The 16595-nt window shown below is 57.1% G+C and carries 16 protein-coding genes, 2 tRNA genes, 1 other RNA gene and 1 pseudogene; 18 read left to right on the top strand and 2 right to left on the bottom strand.

Annotated features, from left to right (window positions below; all coding sequences use genetic code 11):
* From A6070_RS01545 to A6070_RS01610, 14 genes and pseudogenes are all read left to right on the top strand, one after another.
* Positions 1-76: transfer RNA gene (locus A6070_RS01545), tRNA-Asn, on the top strand.
* A 168-nt stretch (positions 77-244) separates the two neighbouring features.
* On the top strand, positions 245-706 hold the full coding sequence (locus A6070_RS01550; RefSeq protein WP_072288085.1) for a CGGC domain-containing protein: 462 nt from the start codon (positions 245-247) through the stop codon (positions 704-706).
* Positions 707-811: 105 nt separating this feature from the next.
* Entirely contained in the window at positions 812-1423 is a 612-nt protein-coding gene (locus A6070_RS01555) for a class I SAM-dependent methyltransferase (RefSeq protein WP_072286745.1), read from the top strand.
* Between the two features lie 141 nt (positions 1424-1564).
* Positions 1565-2401: an MBL fold metallo-hydrolase gene (locus A6070_RS01560; protein WP_072288086.1), complete on the top strand. Its 837-nt coding sequence runs from the start codon at positions 1565-1567 to the stop codon at positions 2399-2401.
* 292 nt (positions 2402-2693) lie between these two features.
* Positions 2694-2894 (top strand): cold-shock protein, encoded by a 201-nt coding sequence (locus tag A6070_RS01565; protein WP_072286746.1) that lies wholly within the window; start codon positions 2694-2696, stop codon positions 2892-2894.
* A gap of 307 nt (positions 2895-3201) precedes the next feature.
* Positions 3202-4188: a sensor domain-containing diguanylate cyclase gene (locus tag A6070_RS01570; RefSeq protein ID WP_158514000.1), complete on the top strand. Its 987-nt coding sequence runs from the start codon at positions 3202-3204 to the stop codon at positions 4186-4188.
* A 102-nt stretch (positions 4189-4290) separates the two neighbouring features.
* Positions 4291-4378: transfer RNA gene (locus A6070_RS01575), tRNA-Ser, on the top strand.
* Positions 4379-4528: 150 nt separating this feature from the next.
* An RNA gene (gene ffs / locus A6070_RS01580) (signal recognition particle sRNA small type) lies at positions 4529-4627 on the top strand.
* Between the two features lie 70 nt (positions 4628-4697).
* Positions 4698-6446, top strand: coding sequence for a DNA polymerase III subunit gamma/tau (gene dnaX / locus A6070_RS01585; RefSeq protein WP_072286748.1), 1749 nt, complete (start codon positions 4698-4700; stop codon positions 6444-6446).
* An 80-nt stretch (positions 6447-6526) separates the two neighbouring features.
* On the top strand, positions 6527-6841 hold the full coding sequence (locus A6070_RS01590; protein ID WP_072286749.1) for a YbaB/EbfC family nucleoid-associated protein: 315 nt from the start codon (positions 6527-6529) through the stop codon (positions 6839-6841).
* A 94-nt stretch (positions 6842-6935) separates the two neighbouring features.
* Positions 6936-7535 carry a recombination mediator RecR gene (gene recR, locus A6070_RS01595; protein ID WP_072286750.1) on the top strand — a complete coding sequence of 200 codons (600 nt, stop codon included), beginning with the start codon at positions 6936-6938 and terminating at the stop codon, positions 7533-7535.
* A 199-nt stretch (positions 7536-7734) separates the two neighbouring features.
* Positions 7735-11315: pseudogene (gene nifJ / locus A6070_RS16640) on the top strand (pyruvate:ferredoxin (flavodoxin) oxidoreductase).
* A 257-nt stretch (positions 11316-11572) separates the two neighbouring features.
* Complete coding sequence (locus tag A6070_RS01605; RefSeq protein ID WP_072286752.1) at positions 11573-12070, top strand: roadblock/LC7 domain-containing protein; 498 nt, start codon at positions 11573-11575, stop codon at positions 12068-12070.
* A gap of 14 nt (positions 12071-12084) precedes the next feature.
* Positions 12085-12675, top strand: coding sequence for a GTP-binding protein (locus A6070_RS01610; protein ID WP_072286753.1), 591 nt, complete (start codon positions 12085-12087; stop codon positions 12673-12675).
* 172 nt (positions 12676-12847) lie between these two features.
* On the opposite strand, the gene A6070_RS01615 is transcribed toward A6070_RS01610, so the two are convergent.
* Both A6070_RS01615 and A6070_RS15490 read right to left on the bottom strand, forming a co-directional pair.
* Complete coding sequence (locus A6070_RS01615) at positions 12848-13384, bottom strand: YcbK family protein (RefSeq protein ID WP_072286754.1); 537 nt, start codon at positions 13382-13384, stop codon at positions 12848-12850.
* A 27-nt stretch (positions 13385-13411) separates the two neighbouring features.
* A complete protein-coding gene (locus A6070_RS15490) occupies positions 13412-13579 on the bottom strand; it encodes a hypothetical protein (protein ID WP_158514001.1) in 168 nt (55 codons plus the stop codon).
* A gap of 229 nt (positions 13580-13808) precedes the next feature.
* Here A6070_RS15490 and pilM point away from each other — a divergent pair, with 229 nt between their 5' ends.
* The 4 genes from pilM to A6070_RS01635 are packed head-to-tail and all read left to right on the top strand — an operon-like array spanning position 13809 to position 16375.
* Positions 13809-14741 (top strand): type IV pilus biogenesis protein PilM, encoded by a 933-nt coding sequence (gene pilM / locus A6070_RS01620; protein ID WP_072286755.1) that lies wholly within the window; start codon positions 13809-13811, stop codon positions 14739-14741.
* Positions 14738-15343 (top strand): hypothetical protein, encoded by a 606-nt coding sequence (locus tag A6070_RS01625; RefSeq protein WP_072286756.1) that lies wholly within the window; start codon positions 14738-14740, stop codon positions 15341-15343. The genes pilM and A6070_RS01625 overlap by 4 nt, the downstream gene beginning before the upstream one ends.
* Positions 15340-16017 (top strand): type II secretion system protein GspM, encoded by a 678-nt coding sequence (locus A6070_RS01630; protein ID WP_072286757.1) that lies wholly within the window; start codon positions 15340-15342, stop codon positions 16015-16017. The genes A6070_RS01625 and A6070_RS01630 overlap by 4 nt, the downstream gene beginning before the upstream one ends.
* A gap of 4 nt (positions 16018-16021) precedes the next feature.
* On the top strand, positions 16022-16375 hold the full coding sequence (locus tag A6070_RS01635) for a hypothetical protein (RefSeq protein WP_072286758.1): 354 nt from the start codon (positions 16022-16024) through the stop codon (positions 16373-16375).
* Positions 16376-16595: the final 220 nt, after the last annotated feature.

The raw sequence follows: 16595 nt of genomic DNA on the forward strand, positions 1-16595 counted from the left end.
TCCCTGGTAGCTCAGTAGGTAGAGCAGGTGGCTGTTAACCACCCTGTCGCTGGTTCGAGTCCGGCCCGGGGAGCCAAAATTGATCCGTCGCTGGTGACGGTTTTTAATTCACGACAAGGCCCCGCGAAAAAACTTCGCGGGGCCTTGTCGTTTTTGTCGTGCGGGCTTTATACTGAGAGCGTTGTCTTGTGGCGCCATGGTGCGCCCCGGATCCGGTGTAACGTTTTTGCTCGGAGGTATGCATATGTCCACTCAGGCCGCTGGGAAGAAGGTCGGAATCATCATCTGTGCCCGTTATCGGGATTGTGGTGGAGGCAAATGTTTTCGGGCGCTGCGCGAGCGGTGCGGCGGTTTTGCCCGCTACGGTGCCGATGAGCCCGTTGAGATCGTCGGTTATGCCAGTTGTGGCGGTTGCCCCGGTGGAAATGTGGAATACGTGCCCGCTGAATTTCTGAAAAACGGCTGCAATGTCGTGCATCTGGCCACCGGACTGGTGGTGGGATATCCGCCCTGCCCCCGCATCCGGCAGTTCAAGGAATTCATCGAAACGCATCATGGCCTGCCGGTGGTGGTGGGGACCCATCCCATTCCTCTTAAGTATCTGACGTCTCATGAGCGCCTGTCTTTCTGGGCGCAGAGCGACATGCGGAGTCTTGCCGGAGAGCTTCTGACGGAAGCGCGCGCCACCATGGAGGCGTACGATTGAAAGTACCGGGAGTCGGTCTATCTGGCGGGATGAGCGATGCCGATTAGGGCGGACGTCCATCCCGCCAATTCGGTTTTCCCGGGCAAACCGTGATGGGAGGATGCCATGACCAGGGGACAAGGTCCGGAACCTCGATATTTCGAGGCGTGCAAAAGTGCCTTCTGGCAGGAGGTGTTTCGATACGAGCTTGAATATCTTGTCCAGCACCTCCAGGGATGCCGGGAAGTGCTGAGTGTGGGGTGCGGCCCCGCTACGATAGAGGCCGAACTGGTCAGACACGGTTTTCGGGTAACGGGACTGGACGTTTCAAGCGAGGCTTTGAGCCGAGCTCCGGACACCGTTCGAACGGTATTGGCAAGGGCCGAGGAAATGCCCTTTCCGCCGGATACCTTTGATGCCGTGATTTATGTGGCTTCCCTGCAGTTTGTTGCGGATTATGCCCGTGCTTTGGAAAAAACGGTTCCCGTGCTGCGGCCCGGCGGGCGGCTCATTCTGATGCTGCTCAATCCGGCGTCGAAGTTCTTTCAAAAAAAACAGGGTGAACCCGGCTCTTATGTTGCGGGCATCAGGCATACGGATCTCAAAGCCATGAAAAACGCGGCCGCCAGGTATTTTTCAGTACGCAGCGAATATTTTCTTGGCATCGAGGGCGACGCAATATCCCGGGAGGCGGATCGGGAGCATGCGGCTTTGTATGTGATTCTGGGTACCCGGTAGGCATTGCGTTGACCTCTGGTCGTCGTGGATGTAAAATGCATCGATTTTTGCTTGATTGATGGATGTGTTTTGCATCAACAAAAGTGGAATCTGGCGTGGATGCAGCCTGGTGCCGGATTCGGGGATGATATGGAGGTACGCATGCCACTCGCGGAAGTAAAAATAACGATTCTGGTCGATAACCATGCCGAGGCCGGCCTTCTGGAGGAACATGGCCTGTCTTTCTGGATTGAGGCGGGGGGCAAGCGTATTCTTTTTGATACGGGTCAGGGTAAGGTGCTGGCGCAGAATGCCCGGACCCTCGGCGTCGATCTTGGCACGACCGATACTTTGGTGCTGAGCCATGGGCATTACGATCATACCGGGGGCATCCCGCATGTGCTGCGGCTCGCCAGGAATCCCGAGGTATATTGCCATCCCGGGGTCGTGCAGCCGCGATATGCGATTCGTGACGGTCGCTCGAGGTCGATACAGATGCCGTCGGAGGCCATGACCGCCATTGACGGATTGCCGCCTCGCTGTCTGCACTGGGCTTGTGATCCCGTGCTGCTGGCGGAGGATATCGGCATTACCGGCCAGATCCCCCGCAAGTATGATTGTCGGGAGAGCGAGGAGCCTTTCTTTCTTGATCCGGAGGGGAAAAGATCCGACCCTGTCGCGGATGACCTGGCTCTCTGGATGCGGAAGGATGACGGGCTTGTCGTGGTGGTGGGGTGTGCCCACGCGGGCTTGGTGAATACCCTGGACTACGTTCGTCAGCTGCATGACGGTATGAAGATTCGGGCTGTTATCGGCGGGTTTCATCTTGGGGGTGCCGATCGTGACCGCATCACTCGGACCCTTGACGGCTTGCGCCCGCTGCTGCCGGAAATGCTGGTTCCCTGCCATTGCACCGGTGACCAGGCGGTTGCCATGCTGCAGGAAGCTTATGGAGATCGGGTTGCCCCCGGCGCGGCCGGCATGACCCTGTTGTTTTGAAGCCGCACCGATGGAGAAAAGCGGGTCGAAAATGCCGATAAACGGCCCGGTATGGTTGGAGAAATATAATTCAGACTGCATAAAAAACCGAAAAATTGGGATTGCTTTTTTCTGAACCAATATGATAAAAAAAGCCAACTTAAGTAAGTTTGTGTAGATTTGCTTGTCGAGCAGATTGATCGTCAGTCGATTATGAGCCGCACAAACCTCTTGGGATGTGGGGCTTTTTACTTAAGGACAGCGCAAATACTGCACAACCAAAACGCCCCCTGCGGGGTAAAGAGGAAGAAAAATGGCAGAAGGTACTGTTAAGTGGTTCAATGACGCAAAAGGTTTCGGTTTCATCGAGCAGGACAACGGCCCCGACGTGTTCGTGCACTTCTCGGCTATCCAGTCTGACGGTTTCAAGTCCCTGGCCGAGGGCGACCGGGTCAGCTTCGATGTTGTCCAGGGTCAGAAAGGTCCCCAGTCGGCCAACGTGCGGAAGATCTGAGACCGCCCGGGCCTTCAGGAAAAACACCATTGCCTGTCAGTGAGTGAGTCCACCTCGCGACAGTAATTATGAAAAGGGTTCGCAATCTCCTGGTTGCGAACCCTTTTTTAATAGGTCGTATTTTCGGGCGTTTCAAGTCGGCCGGTTCATTTCTGGCGCTCCTGCGCCTTGGTTCTGACGTTCTTCTTTCTTTTTGTTATGCTTTTGTTTTGCGCTGTTGATTGTTCGATGGCACGGAAAGCGGTCCTCGCTTGCCTTTGCCGCTCCCGCCGTTTTACTGGAAAGCGTCAGAACGATGCAGGCATACATGCAAATGGCAGGCTGGGAAGGATTGGCTGTTTTTGGTGTCGCGTTGTTTCTGTTTATCGTCGTGGGGATGGCGATGCTGGGGCACCGGGAGCCTTGTCGCGGTGAGTCACACAATGATTACTTTCGGCTTATGGTTGATGCCGCAGGCGAGGGGATCTGGCTTCTGGACGATTCCGCGAACATTCTTTATGCAAATCACCGGGCTGCCGAGATGTTCGAAATCGCGACGGACGAAATGGTCGGCAAGACGCTGTTCCATTTTGTGGATGGACAGGAGCGCGGTCTGGCGGAGTCCCGCTTCAAGAGTTCCCGGTTGGGGCGCGATGAGCATTTTGAGTTGCGTCTGCGAAAGCGGGACGGGGAGTCCCTGTGGGTTCTGGTGGCCAGTCGGATGCTGGTTGGGGAGGGGGGTAAAACCCTTGGTACCTTATGGGTGCTGGCGGATATTTCGGATCGCAAGGAGCGGGAGCGGTTTTCCGGTCATCTGACGCAGCGCGACCCCCTGACGGATCTGCCGAACCGGGCTCTGCTCTTCGATCGCATGGTGCAGGATATCGGCAGGGCGCATCGATACGACAGGCACGTTGCCGTATTGTTTCTCGACCTGGACCGTTTCAAGCAAGTGAACGACCGCTTTGGTCATGCGGCGGGGGATCGTGTGTTGCTGGAGGCGGCCCGGAGGCTTGCCTCGCGAGTGCGCCGCGTGGACACGGTGGCTCGCTTCGGAGGGGACGAATTCGTTGTCGTGCTGTCTGATCTTGCAAGCCCCGGTGAGGCGGATACGGTAGCCCGGGCGCTTGTCGACCTGCTGGCCGAACCCTTTGCCGGAGAGGGTGGAGAGTGCCCCGTTGGCGTCAGTATCGGTATTGCAGTGTTTCCGAAAGACGGAAGCTCCCCTTCGGAGTTGCTGGAGAAGGCCGATGCGGCCATGTATCTTGCCAAGCAGGCCGGAGGCGGCTGTTATCGCGGCTGGCCCGGTTCATGAGGGCATTGCGGGGCGGCTCTCGTGTTTGTGCTCCGAGGGTCACGCAGGGTAATAAAAATGCTTTACATCGCCGGGAAAGTTGTTGTATTCTGCGCAACCTGCGGAGAGGTGACCGAGAGGCCGAAGGTGCACGACTGGAAATCGTGTGTACCGCAAGGTACCGAGGGTTCGAATCCCTCCCTCTCCGCCATTTAGAATCAAGCAGAAAAGAATCCCCTGGGGATTCGAAGCGGAACGAGCGCAGGGTGAGTCCACGTGATGTGGGCGACATGGTTTGAGGATCCCTCGCTCTCCGATATTGGTTTTATTCTTCGATCGGGTTTTTGCCGATAGAAGTGACAGCCGGGTCCCGCGCAACGGACGGCCGCCAACCCCGTCAGGCCCGGGAGGGAGCAGCGGTAACGGCCTCAGCCGTGTGCCGCGGGGAAGCCTGGCTGTCACTTGTGTCGGCAATCCTTTTTTTGCCCCCGCCGGCTGTATTTCCATGTATACGGAGATCTTTGCACTGCATGTCTTACCTGGTACTGGCTCGTAAGTATCGGCCCCAGAGTTTTGAGGACCTGGTCGGGCAGGAACACGTCAGCCAAACCCTGGGAAACGCCATTAAAAGCGGACGCGTCCATCACGCTTTCCTTTTTACGGGGGCGCGTGGCGTAGGTAAAACCTCGGCTGCGCGCATCTTCGCCAAGGCGCTGAATTGCGAACGGGGATTGTCCGCCCAGCCCTGCAACGTCTGCCAGTCCTGTCTGGAAATTTCCGCCGGTCAGGGGCTCGACGTGTTCGAGATAGACGGCGCATCCAATACCGGGGTTGACGATGTGCGCGAACTGCGGGAGAACATCCGTTATCTGCCTTCCCGGTCCCGCTTCAAGATATTTATCATCGACGAAGTTCATATGCTCTCCATCAACGCCTTCAACGCCCTGTTGAAAACGCTGGAAGAGCCCCCCGATCACGCCAAGTTTATATTTGCAACCACCGAGCCGCATAAAATCCCCATAACCATCCTGTCGCGTTGCCAGCGGTTCGATTTTCGCAAGATTCCCCTGCCTTTGATATCAGCCCGCCTGAAGCAGATTGCCGAAGCCGAAAATATACGGATTTCCGATCGGGCTATGGGATTGGTGGCGCGGCGTGGTGAAGGCAGCATGCGCGATGCCTTGTCCACTTTCGATCAGGTTATCGCGTTTTGCGGCGAAACGGTCGAAGATGCCGATGTGCAGGGATTGCTTGGCATGGTTGACAGGCGTCTGCTGCTTGAGACCCTGACGGGCATGCTCAATCACGACGGCCGGCAGGTTCTGCACGGCGTGCAACGGGTTGATGATCTCGGGTATTCCTTTCGCCAATTCTGCCGGGAACTGGTTGATGCGCTGCGCTCTCTGGTCGTTCTGAAAGTGGTGCCGCAGCCGGCCTCGCTGCTTGACTGCGCCCCCGATGAGCTGGAGGAACTGGAGCGTCTGGCGGCGGGCACGGCGCTGGAAGATCTGGACCGCGCGGTTACGGTGCTGATGCGTAGCGAGGCGGAGCTTGCCGGTTCATCTTTTCCCCGGCTGGTGCTCGAAATGGCGCTGGTGCGTCTGGCCCACTTGCCTGCAGGCCGCGATGTGGCAACGTTGATGCGACAGATGGAAGATCTGCAGCGGCGACTGGAGGCCGGCATTCCGGCAGCCGGGCGCGCGGTGCCGGCGAATGGCGGGCGGCCTTCCCCGGCCGCTGCGCGGTTACCCGCCGCGGGCCGTGCCGATGGCGCGCAAGCCCCTGTTGCAAAACCGGCTGCCGCGCAGAGCCCTGATTGCGGGCATTCGGCGAGCAAAGAGGCCGGTTGCCATGACTGGCAGGCTTTGGTTCAGCGAATCCGTCAGGAGCGCCCCCGCATTGGCGGGATCCTGGAACACGGGCGGGTCATGAAGCTGGCGCTGCCTGTGGTTGAGTTGGGATTTGCAGAAGGCTCGTTTCATCTGTTGCAGATGCAGGACGCCGAATTGCAAGGCGTTTTTACGGCCATAGCCGAGGATTTTTTCGGGCAGTCCATTTCCCTGCGCGTTGTGCCGCTGCGCAATCAGGACTCTTCCGTGGCGCCCCCTTCCCTGGCGGAGGAGCGGCAGGTGCGGGAAAGCACCGCGCGAAATCGCGTCAGGGATGAAGCATTGGGGCATCCCGCGGTGCAGGCCGCCCAAAAAATTCTCGGTGCTGAAGTGGTTGAAGTCAAGCCGCTGCAGGGCGGCGGCGATCATGATAAAGACGATCGCCATTGAGACAAACATTGCAAAAATAACCGATTGCTCCCTTGGTCGGGCTGAAACGATTAACGTGCCATCAGGCTTTGGAGGTAGATATGGCGAAGGGTTTGGGAAATATCATGAAACAGGCGCAGCTTATGCAGCAGAAAATGGAGCGACTGCAGCAGGAGCTGGCGACCCGTCAGGTCGAAGCATCCGCCGGCGGCGGCATGGTTACCGCGGTGGTCAATGGGCAGCACCAGGTGGTAAGCCTCAGAATCGAAGCGAGCGTGGTTGATCCGGAGGATGTTGAAATGCTTCAGGATCTGGTTTTGGCCGCGGTTAACGAAGCGCTGAAGAAAAGCCAGGACATGGCTCAGCAGGAAATGAACAAGTTGACGGGAGGATTCAATATTCCCGGATTAATGTAGGTGTGAAGCTGTTTGTTTCGGGTAAAAAAATTTTTTTATCCCGAAAAAACAATAGAACGTTATTTCAAAACCCGTTGCCATAACCTTAATCGACATGGTAAAATTTACCCCATCGTTTAACAGACTCGTCGTCGAGCTTTCCAAATTGCCCGGTATCGGCAGAAAAACCGCTGCCAGATTGGCGCTTTACATTTTGCGGCGGCCTTTGGACGATGCTTGCGCGCTGGCTGATGCCATTCGGGAGTTGAAGGAAAGAACCCGGTTTTGCTCGCGTTGTTTTCATTTTACTGAAGAAGATCCCTGTCCATTGTGTACCGATATGGGCCGAGATGATCATCTGCTCTGCGTGGTCGAAGAGCCTCAGGACGTTATGGCCATCGAACGCAGTCGTTCCTACCGGGGTCGATACCATGTTTTGCATGGTTCTCTTTCCCCTCTGGATGGCATTGGTCCGGATGATTTAAAGATTGACGCATTGCTGGACAGGTTGCAGCAAGGCACCGTCAAGGAGGTGCTGCTGGCAACCAATTTCGATGTAGAGGGCGAGGCTACCGCGCTTTATCTGGCAAATCTGATAAGGCCGCTGGGCATCCGCGTAACCCGTCTGGCCCATGGCATCCCCCTCGGCAGCGATCTGGAATATGTGGATGAGGCGACCGTAAACCATGCTGTGGAAGGTCGTCGGGAGCTCTGACCGCGCGGAACAGGCAAATGTTTTGCATGGGAAAGGGCGAACGAGGGTTCTCTACCTCTGTTCTGGCAAGTAAAACGTACCCCGCTGTGCCGTTGGTTCAGGCGGGAATTGAAGAATACAAGATGTGCCCGGAAAAGCATATTCAGAGAAGATAGAGAGACAGCATTAAAAGATCGAGATGATCCACAAGGAGGAAACAATGTCACGAAAAATGGTGACGATCGATGGCAATACGGCGGCGGCGCATGTCGCGCATGCCACCAACGAAGTTATTGCTATTTACCCGATTACGCCCTCGTCCAATATGGGAGAGATCTCCGACGCCAAGAGCGCTCTGCATGAAACCAACATCTGGGGCACCATTCCCGATGTGGTGGAGCTGCAATCCGAAGGTGGTGCGTCGGGCGCCGTGCATGGCGCCTTGCAGGCTGGTGCCCTGACCACGACCTTTACCGCGTCCCAGGGCCTTCTGCTGATGATCCCCAATATGTTCAAAATTGCCGGGGAGCTGACGCCGACGGTTTTTCATGTTTCGGCTCGCGCCATTGCCTGCCAGGCGCTGTCGATTTTCGGAGATCACTCCGACGTCATGTCCACCCGCTCCACCGGATGGGCGCTGCTTGCCGCCAACAACGTGCAGGAGGTCATGGATTTTGCCCTGATCGCCCAGGCCGCAACGCTGGAAGCGCGGGTGCCGTTTTTGCACTTCTTCGATGGATTCCGCACCTCTCACGAGGTGCAGAAGGTTGAAGAACTGACCATGGACGACATGCGCTTCATGATCGACGATAAGCTGGTGCACGCCCATCGCGATCGCGCCCTGTCGCCCGACCGCCCGAAAATACGCGGAACGTCCCAGAACCCGGATGTTTATTTCCAGGGTCGGGAAACCGTCAACGCCTACTATGACAAGGTGCCGGGCATTCTTCAGGCCCAGATGGACAAGTTTGCCAGGCACGTGGGGCGCCAGTATTCGCTGGTCGACTATGTCGGCGCTCCTGATGCCGAGCGCGTGGTGGTGGTGATGGGCTCCGGTGCCGATACCGTTCACGAACTGGTTGAATATCTGAATGCCAGGGGAGAAAAGATCGGCGTTTTGAAGGTACGCCTTTTCCTGCCGTTCCCTACGGAGGCATTTGCCCGGGCCCTTCCTGCGACCGTCCGGAAAATCGCCGTGCTCGATCGTACCAAGGAACCCGGTTCTCTCGGCGAGCCGCTTTATCAGGCTGTGCGTACCGCCGTTGGAGAGGCCATGAGCGATGGGCTGGCAGCGTTTTCGCATTATCCGGTGATCGTCGGCGGACGTTACGGCCTCGGCTCCAAGGAGTTTTCCCCCGCCCTGGCCAAGGCGGTATTCGACAATCTGTCCCAGGACCGGCCGAAAAATCATTTCACTGTGGGTATTGTCGATGACGTCACCGGCACCAGCCTGACTGTCGATCCGGATTTCAAGCTGTCCCATGACGGTCTTTATTCGGCGGTGTTCTATGGCCTCGGATCGGACGGCACGGTCGGCGCCAACAAGAACTCCATTAAAATTATCGGCGAAACCACCGACAACAAGGTGCAGGCCTATTTTGTCTACGATTCCAAGAAGGCCGGTAGTATCACCACCAGTCACCTGCGTTTCGGGAAAGAGACCATCCGGGCGCCGTACCTTATCGACAGCGCCGATTTCGTGGCTTGCCATAATTTCTCCTTCCTGGAGAAATATGACATGCTCGGCAAGGCCAAACCCGGTGCCACCTTCCTGCTCAACAGCCCTTATGGCAAGGATGAAATCTGGCAGCACCTGCCCAGCGAAGTGCAGCAGGCAATCATCGATAAAAAGCTGAAATTCTATGTTATCGATGGGGTTCGTCTGGGCAATGAAATCGGTCTCGGACCTCGCATCAACGTGATCATGCAGACCGCTTTTTTCGCCATATCCAACATCATCCCCTGGAGACGGCCGTTGCGCAGATCAAGGATGCCATCGTCAAGAGTTATGGCAAGCGCGGGGAAAAAGTCGTCAACATGAACTATCAGGCGGTCGATGTCGCTCTGGCCAATCTGGCCGAGGTTACAGTGCCGTCCCGCGCCGACAGCGGCCTGGCGATGAAGCCCCCCGTCGGTCCCCACGCGCCGGCTTTCGTTCAGGCTGTAACCGCGGAAATCATCGCAGGCAAGGGCGATGAGTTGCCGGTTTCCGCCATGCCGGCCGACGGTACCTTCCCCGTGGCGACTTCCCAATATGAAAAACGCAACATCGCCATCAATATCCCCGTATGGCAGCCGGAGCTCTGCGTGCAGTGTGGCATCTGCTCTTTTGTCTGCCCCCACGCGACCATTCGCATGAAAGTGTATGCTCCCGAGCTGCTGGATGGTGCGCCGGAGACCTTCAAATCCTGCGAGGCCAAGGGCAAGGGCATGGAAGGTCTCAGATTCTCCCTGCAGGTGGCGCCCGAGGATTGTACCGGTTGTGGTGCCTGTGTGCACAACTGCCCGGCCCGAAGCAAGGACGATCCTTCCGTGAAGGCTATCAACATGGCTTTCCAGCCGCCGCTGCGTGAGCAGGAAGCCGTCAACTGGGACTTCTTCCTCGATCTGCCCGATACCGATCCTTCCTTGATCAACCGGGCCACGGTCAAGGGCAGCCAGCTGCTGCCGCCCATGTTTGAATTCTCGGGGGCCTGCGCCGGTTGCGGGGAGACTCCTTTCGTGAAGCTTCTTTCACAGTTGTTCGGTGATCGCCTGTTGGCGGCCAACGCTACGGGCTGCTCTTCCATCTACGGTGGCAACCTGCCGACCACTCCCTGGACGGTGCGCAAGGACGGTCTCGGTCCGAGCTGGAACAATTCCCTGTTTGAAGATTGCGCCGAGTTCGGATACGGCATGCGGCTGGCTGTGGACAAGTTCAAGGCCTACGCCCTGGAGCTGCTGGACAGGATCATGGACTGTGCCAGTGAAAGCTGCGCTGCCGCCAAGGCCCTGATGGCTGAAATCAAGGCGGCTGACCAGTCGACCCAGGAGGGAATCGAGGAGCAGCGCAAGCGCGTTGCTCAATTGAAGGAGATCCTCAAGGGTTGCGACAGGGAAGAAGCCGTGCAGTTGCACTCGATCGCCGATTATCTGGTCGAGAAATCCGTATGGTTGATCGGCGGTGATGGCTGGGCATACGATATCGGCTATGGCGGTCTCGATCATGTCCTGGCTTCCGGTCGCAATGTCAATGCTCTGGTTCTCGACACGGAAGTTTATTCCAATACCGGTGGGCAGGCCAGCAAGGCTACCCCCCTGGGGGCCGTGGCCCAGTTTGCCGCCGGCGGCAAGCGTATGCCCAAGAAGGACCTCGGCATGATATCGATGACCTACGGCAATATTTATGTCGCCCAGGTCTCCCTGGCCAATCCAGCCCAGGTCGTCAAGGCTTTTCTGGAGGCCGAAGCCTATGACGGTCCGTCACTGATTATCGCTTACAGCCACTGCATCGCCCATGGCATCAAGATGGCCGAGGCTGTCGATGCCTGTAAAAAAGCAGTGACTTCAGGGCACTGGCCTCTGTATCGCTTTGATCCGACGCTGATTGAAAAAGGCAGAAACCCCCTTCAGCTCGACAGCAAGGAGCCAACGATCTCCTTCGAGGAATATGCCTACAGCGAGAACCGTTATCGGGTGCTGAAAAAACTCCAGCCCGAAGCGGCAGCCAAACTTATGACGCAGGCCAATCAGGATACAGCGAGACGCTTCGACCTGTACCGGAAGTTGTCCGAAATGCCCGCGGATTGCGGCGGCAAGTAAGTCAGGCCCCTCCCGTCAAAGCTCCCGGCGAGTCCGCCGGGAGCTTTTTTTTTCGACCAGGATTACAAACACGTTTTTGTTGGGCAGATTATTGCAGGAGATCATGCACCTGCGGTCGAGAACAACAACGCCCTTGATGCATTTTGTGGGTGACGGTGTGATTTGCCGTATCATGGGAAAATTCAAAATTCTTGATCGTTGTCGGCAGAGATGCTATAAAAACGCTTGGTTCAGACATTTAGCCGGGGAGCAGAGGCATGCTAGGTTTCCAGTCCTCCTTAGTCATGTACGATGAGGAATATCAGAAGATCATTGAAATCGCGGGAAAACTGTTGCGCGAATCCAATGCCAAGGCGGTTTTTCTGGTTGATCGCAATGGACAACTGATTGCTGCTACAGGTGAGACGGAACATCTGGACACAACGAGCCTGGCATCGCTGACAGCCGGCAATATCGCCGCGACCGGAGGGTTGGCCAAACTCATCGGAGAGAAGGAATTTTCCATTCTGTTCCATGAAGGGGAGAAGGACAATATCCATATCTCCATCGTCGGCGGACGGGTCATTCTTGTCGTTATTTTCGACCAGCGCAGTTCCCTGGGCCTGGTGCGCTTGCGCGTCAGGAAAGCTAGCGACGAGTTTGATCACACGCTTGCGGAGCTTGATCGCAAATCAGAGGAGGAAGCCGGGGGCGGTGGACCCCAGAACCCCTTTGCGGAAATTACCGATGACGATATCGACAATCTCTTTCGGTAACAGGAAGACAGCGGATGGCTTTTATAAATTACGCTTCACGTGAAATTAACTGCAAGATCGTCTATTATGGACCCGGTCTGTGTGGCAAGACCACCAATCTGCAGACGATATATCAGCGGACCTCTCCCGATGCCCGGGGCAAGATGATCTCCCTTGCCACCGAGACCGAGCGGACCCTGTTTTTTGATTTTCTGCCGCTTGCGCTTGGAGATATCCGTGGATTCAAGACCCGGTTCCATCTTTACACGGTGCCTGGCCAGGTTTTTTACGATGCGTCTCGCAAACTTATTCTCAAGGGGGTTGACGGCGTGGTGTTTGTCGCCGATTCTCAGGAGGAACGCCTCGATGCCAATATCGAGAGCATGGAAAATCTGAAGGACAACCTTGAAGAACAGGGCTATCAGCTGGAAAAGCTGCCTTTCGTTATTCAATACAACAAGCGCGACCTTCCGAATCAGACCCCCCTGGAAGAGCTCAAGGATTTGCTCAATCCCGATAATGTGCCGGACTTTGAAGCCTGTGCCCTTACGGGAGAGGGGGTTTTTGAAACGCTCAAGGCGGTGGCGAAACAGATTCTGGTGGAGCTTAAAAAAGGACGTCGGTGAGCTTCCGTGGTGAGCCGTCGCTTCTCTTTCAGTTTTTTACTTCAGCTTGTCGATAACATCGGCAAGCTTTTTTTTTGGGTGTGCCCGGCACGGCGCGTAGCGCCATGCCGGGCGCCTCGTTTCTGGTGGTGAGGTCAGAGGGATAGCCGCCGGCGGCCAGCAACCAGCGGTATTACCAGCAGCGCACGCGGCCGGTGTCGAGATGAATGAAATTGGATTGCGGATAATAGCCGACGCCGCCCTGTTTCATGGAGATAGCGGCCTTGCGGAGTTTGCCGAGGGGGTATCCGGGCAGGCGGATATCAATAGCCTGTCCGACCATGTGCAGGCTGTTTTTGGCCACGCCCCGGGAGTGGGACTGCAGTTTGTGGTTGGTGGCGGGAGAACGATAGCCGGAAATGATTTCAAACGGTGCGTCACCCGCGGTTTTGCTCTGCAGTCCGTTGAGAATGTCAAACAGCCTCGGGTCAATGGTTTTGACTTCGCCGGTTCGATGGTCCCGCAACAGGTGATTGATCTGCTGCAACTGTTCCGGCAGGTATGCTCCATTCTCCCAATAGACGATTTTACGAAGGTGTTCACCGGTATGGGTGTTGTAGAGAGACAGGCTGCGACGGGGCGTGCCGGCAAGGCTGGCCAGTGCCGGCCAGGGCAAAAGCATGCTGCCGGTGACGGCCAGGCTTGTTTTTAGAAATTGTCTTCGATTCATTTTGGTTTTCTGGGCGTGGTAAAGGATTTAAAGATTGGGCTGCTGGTTAAAATGATGTCCCGATGCAGAAGGCGTGCCGCAGGCTTCGCCGCTGCCCGCTGCAAAAGGCGTCTCAGCATAACAAAGGAAAGAAACCATTGCCAGAGGGTTTTTGCTTAAAAAACAATTAGGTAACAGGCCTTTAAATCCTTTCATGATGTCCGCGATGCGGCTCCATGTTTTTTAAAAGGGTGACAAGAAATGTCTGGCCGGCAGGCTAAATAACGAAAAGCCCGGATTTTTCTTGAAGAGATGACTAAAAGTGCATAATATTCCATCAACTCTGCTGTTTAATGAGGAATCGCAGGGCTTTATGTGATCGCATGCCGTTGGGGCCTCCCGAGTCGACATATTGACAGGGGGGGTGGATCTGCAGGGGGGCACATTGAAATTCTTTTTCGGAAATTCGACGTCGGCGAGCGGTTTGACGGGGATTTCCCGGGAAGTCGGTGGCGTGGGACTGGTGCATGTCACGGGAGCGATTGACAGCCCGCATCTGGCCTGTTGTGCTTTCGTGGAGGGTGAGGATAGTCGTTGCGATGCCTTTCTTCAGGAGGAGGTCAAGCGCAGGGGCCTGGCGAAAAGCCGCGGCGTCGGCGTGCTTTCTTTCAACACCTACGGCCTGTTTCAGGTAGCCCCTCCCGCCGTTCCGGATGCCGAACTGCGGGATGCGGTTCGCTGGCAGATCAAGGATCTCATCGAATTTCCACTTGATGAAGCGGTTGTCGATGTTTTCCGGGTGGGTCTCGACGCGCGCCGTGAGGGCACTAAAAACGCATATGTGGTCGCTGCCAGGCAGGCAGTGGTGCGGCAAATGGCCCTGATGATGCGCCAGGCACGCCTGAAAATCGAAGCCATCGACATTCCCGAATTGTCGCTGCGAAACCTCGCCACCTTGCTTCCGGAGGATGAAAGGGGCGTGTCTCTGCTCTTTCTCGGGGTCCACAGCGGCGTGGTGATCGTGTGTCGCGCCGGTCGCCTGCAGCTGGCCCGGGACATTCCTTTCGGGACCGACGCACTGTCCGCCCAAGACGCCGATTTTCAGGAGCGTCTGGGGTTGCTGGCACTGGACATCCAGCGATCTCTTGATTTCTATGAAAGCAGCTTTCGGCAAACCCCTGTCGCGGCGCTGTATCTTCTCCCCACCGTGGAACCAGTCAAGGGACTTCTGCAGGAACTGCAGTCCCGACTCGGCACCCCTGTAAAACCCTTCGTTCTTGCAGACTTGCTTAGCGGCGACAGCCTCGATCTGGCAGCTGCCGACCGCTGTCTGCTGGCTGTCGGTGCCGCATTGCGCAGGGATCGGGAGGGCGCATGAGGCAGCAGGTCAATCTTTACCAGCTTTCGCTGCTCGAAAAACGTATCCCATTTAGCGCCCGGGTCATGGCCATGACACTGGCTGCCCTGTTTGTCTGCGGGCTTCTGGCGGGTGTTCTCGCGGGCTGGCGGACGGTGCGGTTCCAGGGCGAGGTGACGCGGCTGCGGCAGAGACAGGTTGAAGCTCTGCAACGTATCGATGCGAACCGGCGCCAATATCCGCAACCTGTACCCGATCCCGTTCTGGCCGGCAAGGTAGAGGCCATGCTGGCGGAACGTCAGGCGCTTCTGGCGCTGCTGGAGTTGTTGACCGTGGAGCAGCCCGGCAATCGCCAGGGTTTTTCCCGGCATATGGAAGGGTTGGCACGGGAGGACCTGCCGACCGTATGGTTGCGCCGCATCCGCTTTGACGATGGCGGCCAGGAATTGCTGCTGGAGGGGAGCGCCACCCGGCCGGCCGATGTGCCTCTTTATCTGCAGCGGCTTACCCGTCAGCAGGATTATGCGGGGCGGGAGTTCGAGCGGCTGCGGTTGCAGCGGTCCGAGCAGGATCCGGGGACCGTCGACTTTTTGCTGCAGTCCGCCAAACAGGAGAAGCCATGAAGGCGTACGCAGAGAAACTCCGACAGTGGGCCGCCTGGCTCGATAGCTGCAGTCTTCGGGAGCGAATCCTGCTGGCCATCGTGGTTCTTGTTGTGGCGGGGTTCGCTGCCGACAGCCTGTTTTTTCACCCCAGGGCGGTTCGGAATCGCCAGCTGCAGGAGGAGATCGCCGGCCTCCAGACTGCCCTCGCCGAACTGGATCGCCAGGCCGCGGCGATCGAAGCCCGGGCCAAGGAAGATCCGAACCGGGAGAAGCGAGCCCAACAGCAGCAGTTGCAGCAGGAGTTGACGGAACTCGACGGGCGCCTCAAGGCTATGACCGTCGACCTGGTTCCGCCGCGTGACATGGCGGAGATGCTGAGGCAGATTCTGGTGCGGCAGCAGGGATTGACGCTGGTCAGCCTGGAAAACCTGCCGCCGGAGGATCTGCTGTCGGTATCGGAAAAAAAACCGGCCGGCCAGCAGAGCTCGCCCATTACGCTGTACCGCCATCCGGTGCGAATCGTCGTATCCGGATCCTATCTGCAGGCAATGAATTACCTGAAGGATCTTGAGCGGATGCCCGGAAAGTTGTTCTGGGACAGTATTGAAATTACGGTGGGGGCCTATCCGGCAACCGAAATAATGGTGACGGTCCATACCCTGAGTCGTGAAAAGAGGTGGATAGGTGTTTAGCCGCATGTCGTGGATAGCGGCGCTGGGCGTGGCGTTTTGTCTGGTCTGTCCGGGGTTTTTCCCTTCGGTCCGGGCGGCGGCAGAGTTGCCGGATCCGACTCGGCCGCCGCTGTCTTCCGGCGCTGTGGTACACCGCAAAGGTCCGCCGCGCACATGGCAGCTGACTTCCCTGCTGATTTCTCCCGAACGCAAGGTGGCGGTGATCAATGGACAGGTGGTGCGGGTTGGCGACAGTATCAACGGTGCGCGGCTGGTGTCCATTGAACCCGGACGCGCCCTGCTGCAGCATGCGGGACAGAATATTCGATTAGAGCTGATCGCCGGTTCCGTCAGGCAGCCATTGGATCCGGCCCCTTGAAATGTGCATAGATGGGATAAACGATGACGATCAGGACAGACTATTTCATCCCCTGGATTTTTTCCGGCTTCGCCGTCGCGTGCTTGTTCGGCGGTTGCGCTCCCATGCCGCGGGGCGAATTTCCTCTGGAGCAGTTTGACCGCCAGTTGGCGGAACAACGTCAATCCCCTCCGGCGTTGCCGGAAGAGGGGTCCGCAGCGCTTCTTCAGCCGGTGCCGGG

It is taken from the genome of Syntrophotalea acetylenica, assembly GCF_001888165.1.
In the GTDB taxonomy this organism is placed as follows: Bacteria; Desulfobacterota; Desulfuromonadia; order Desulfuromonadales; family Syntrophotaleaceae; genus Syntrophotalea; species Syntrophotalea acetylenica.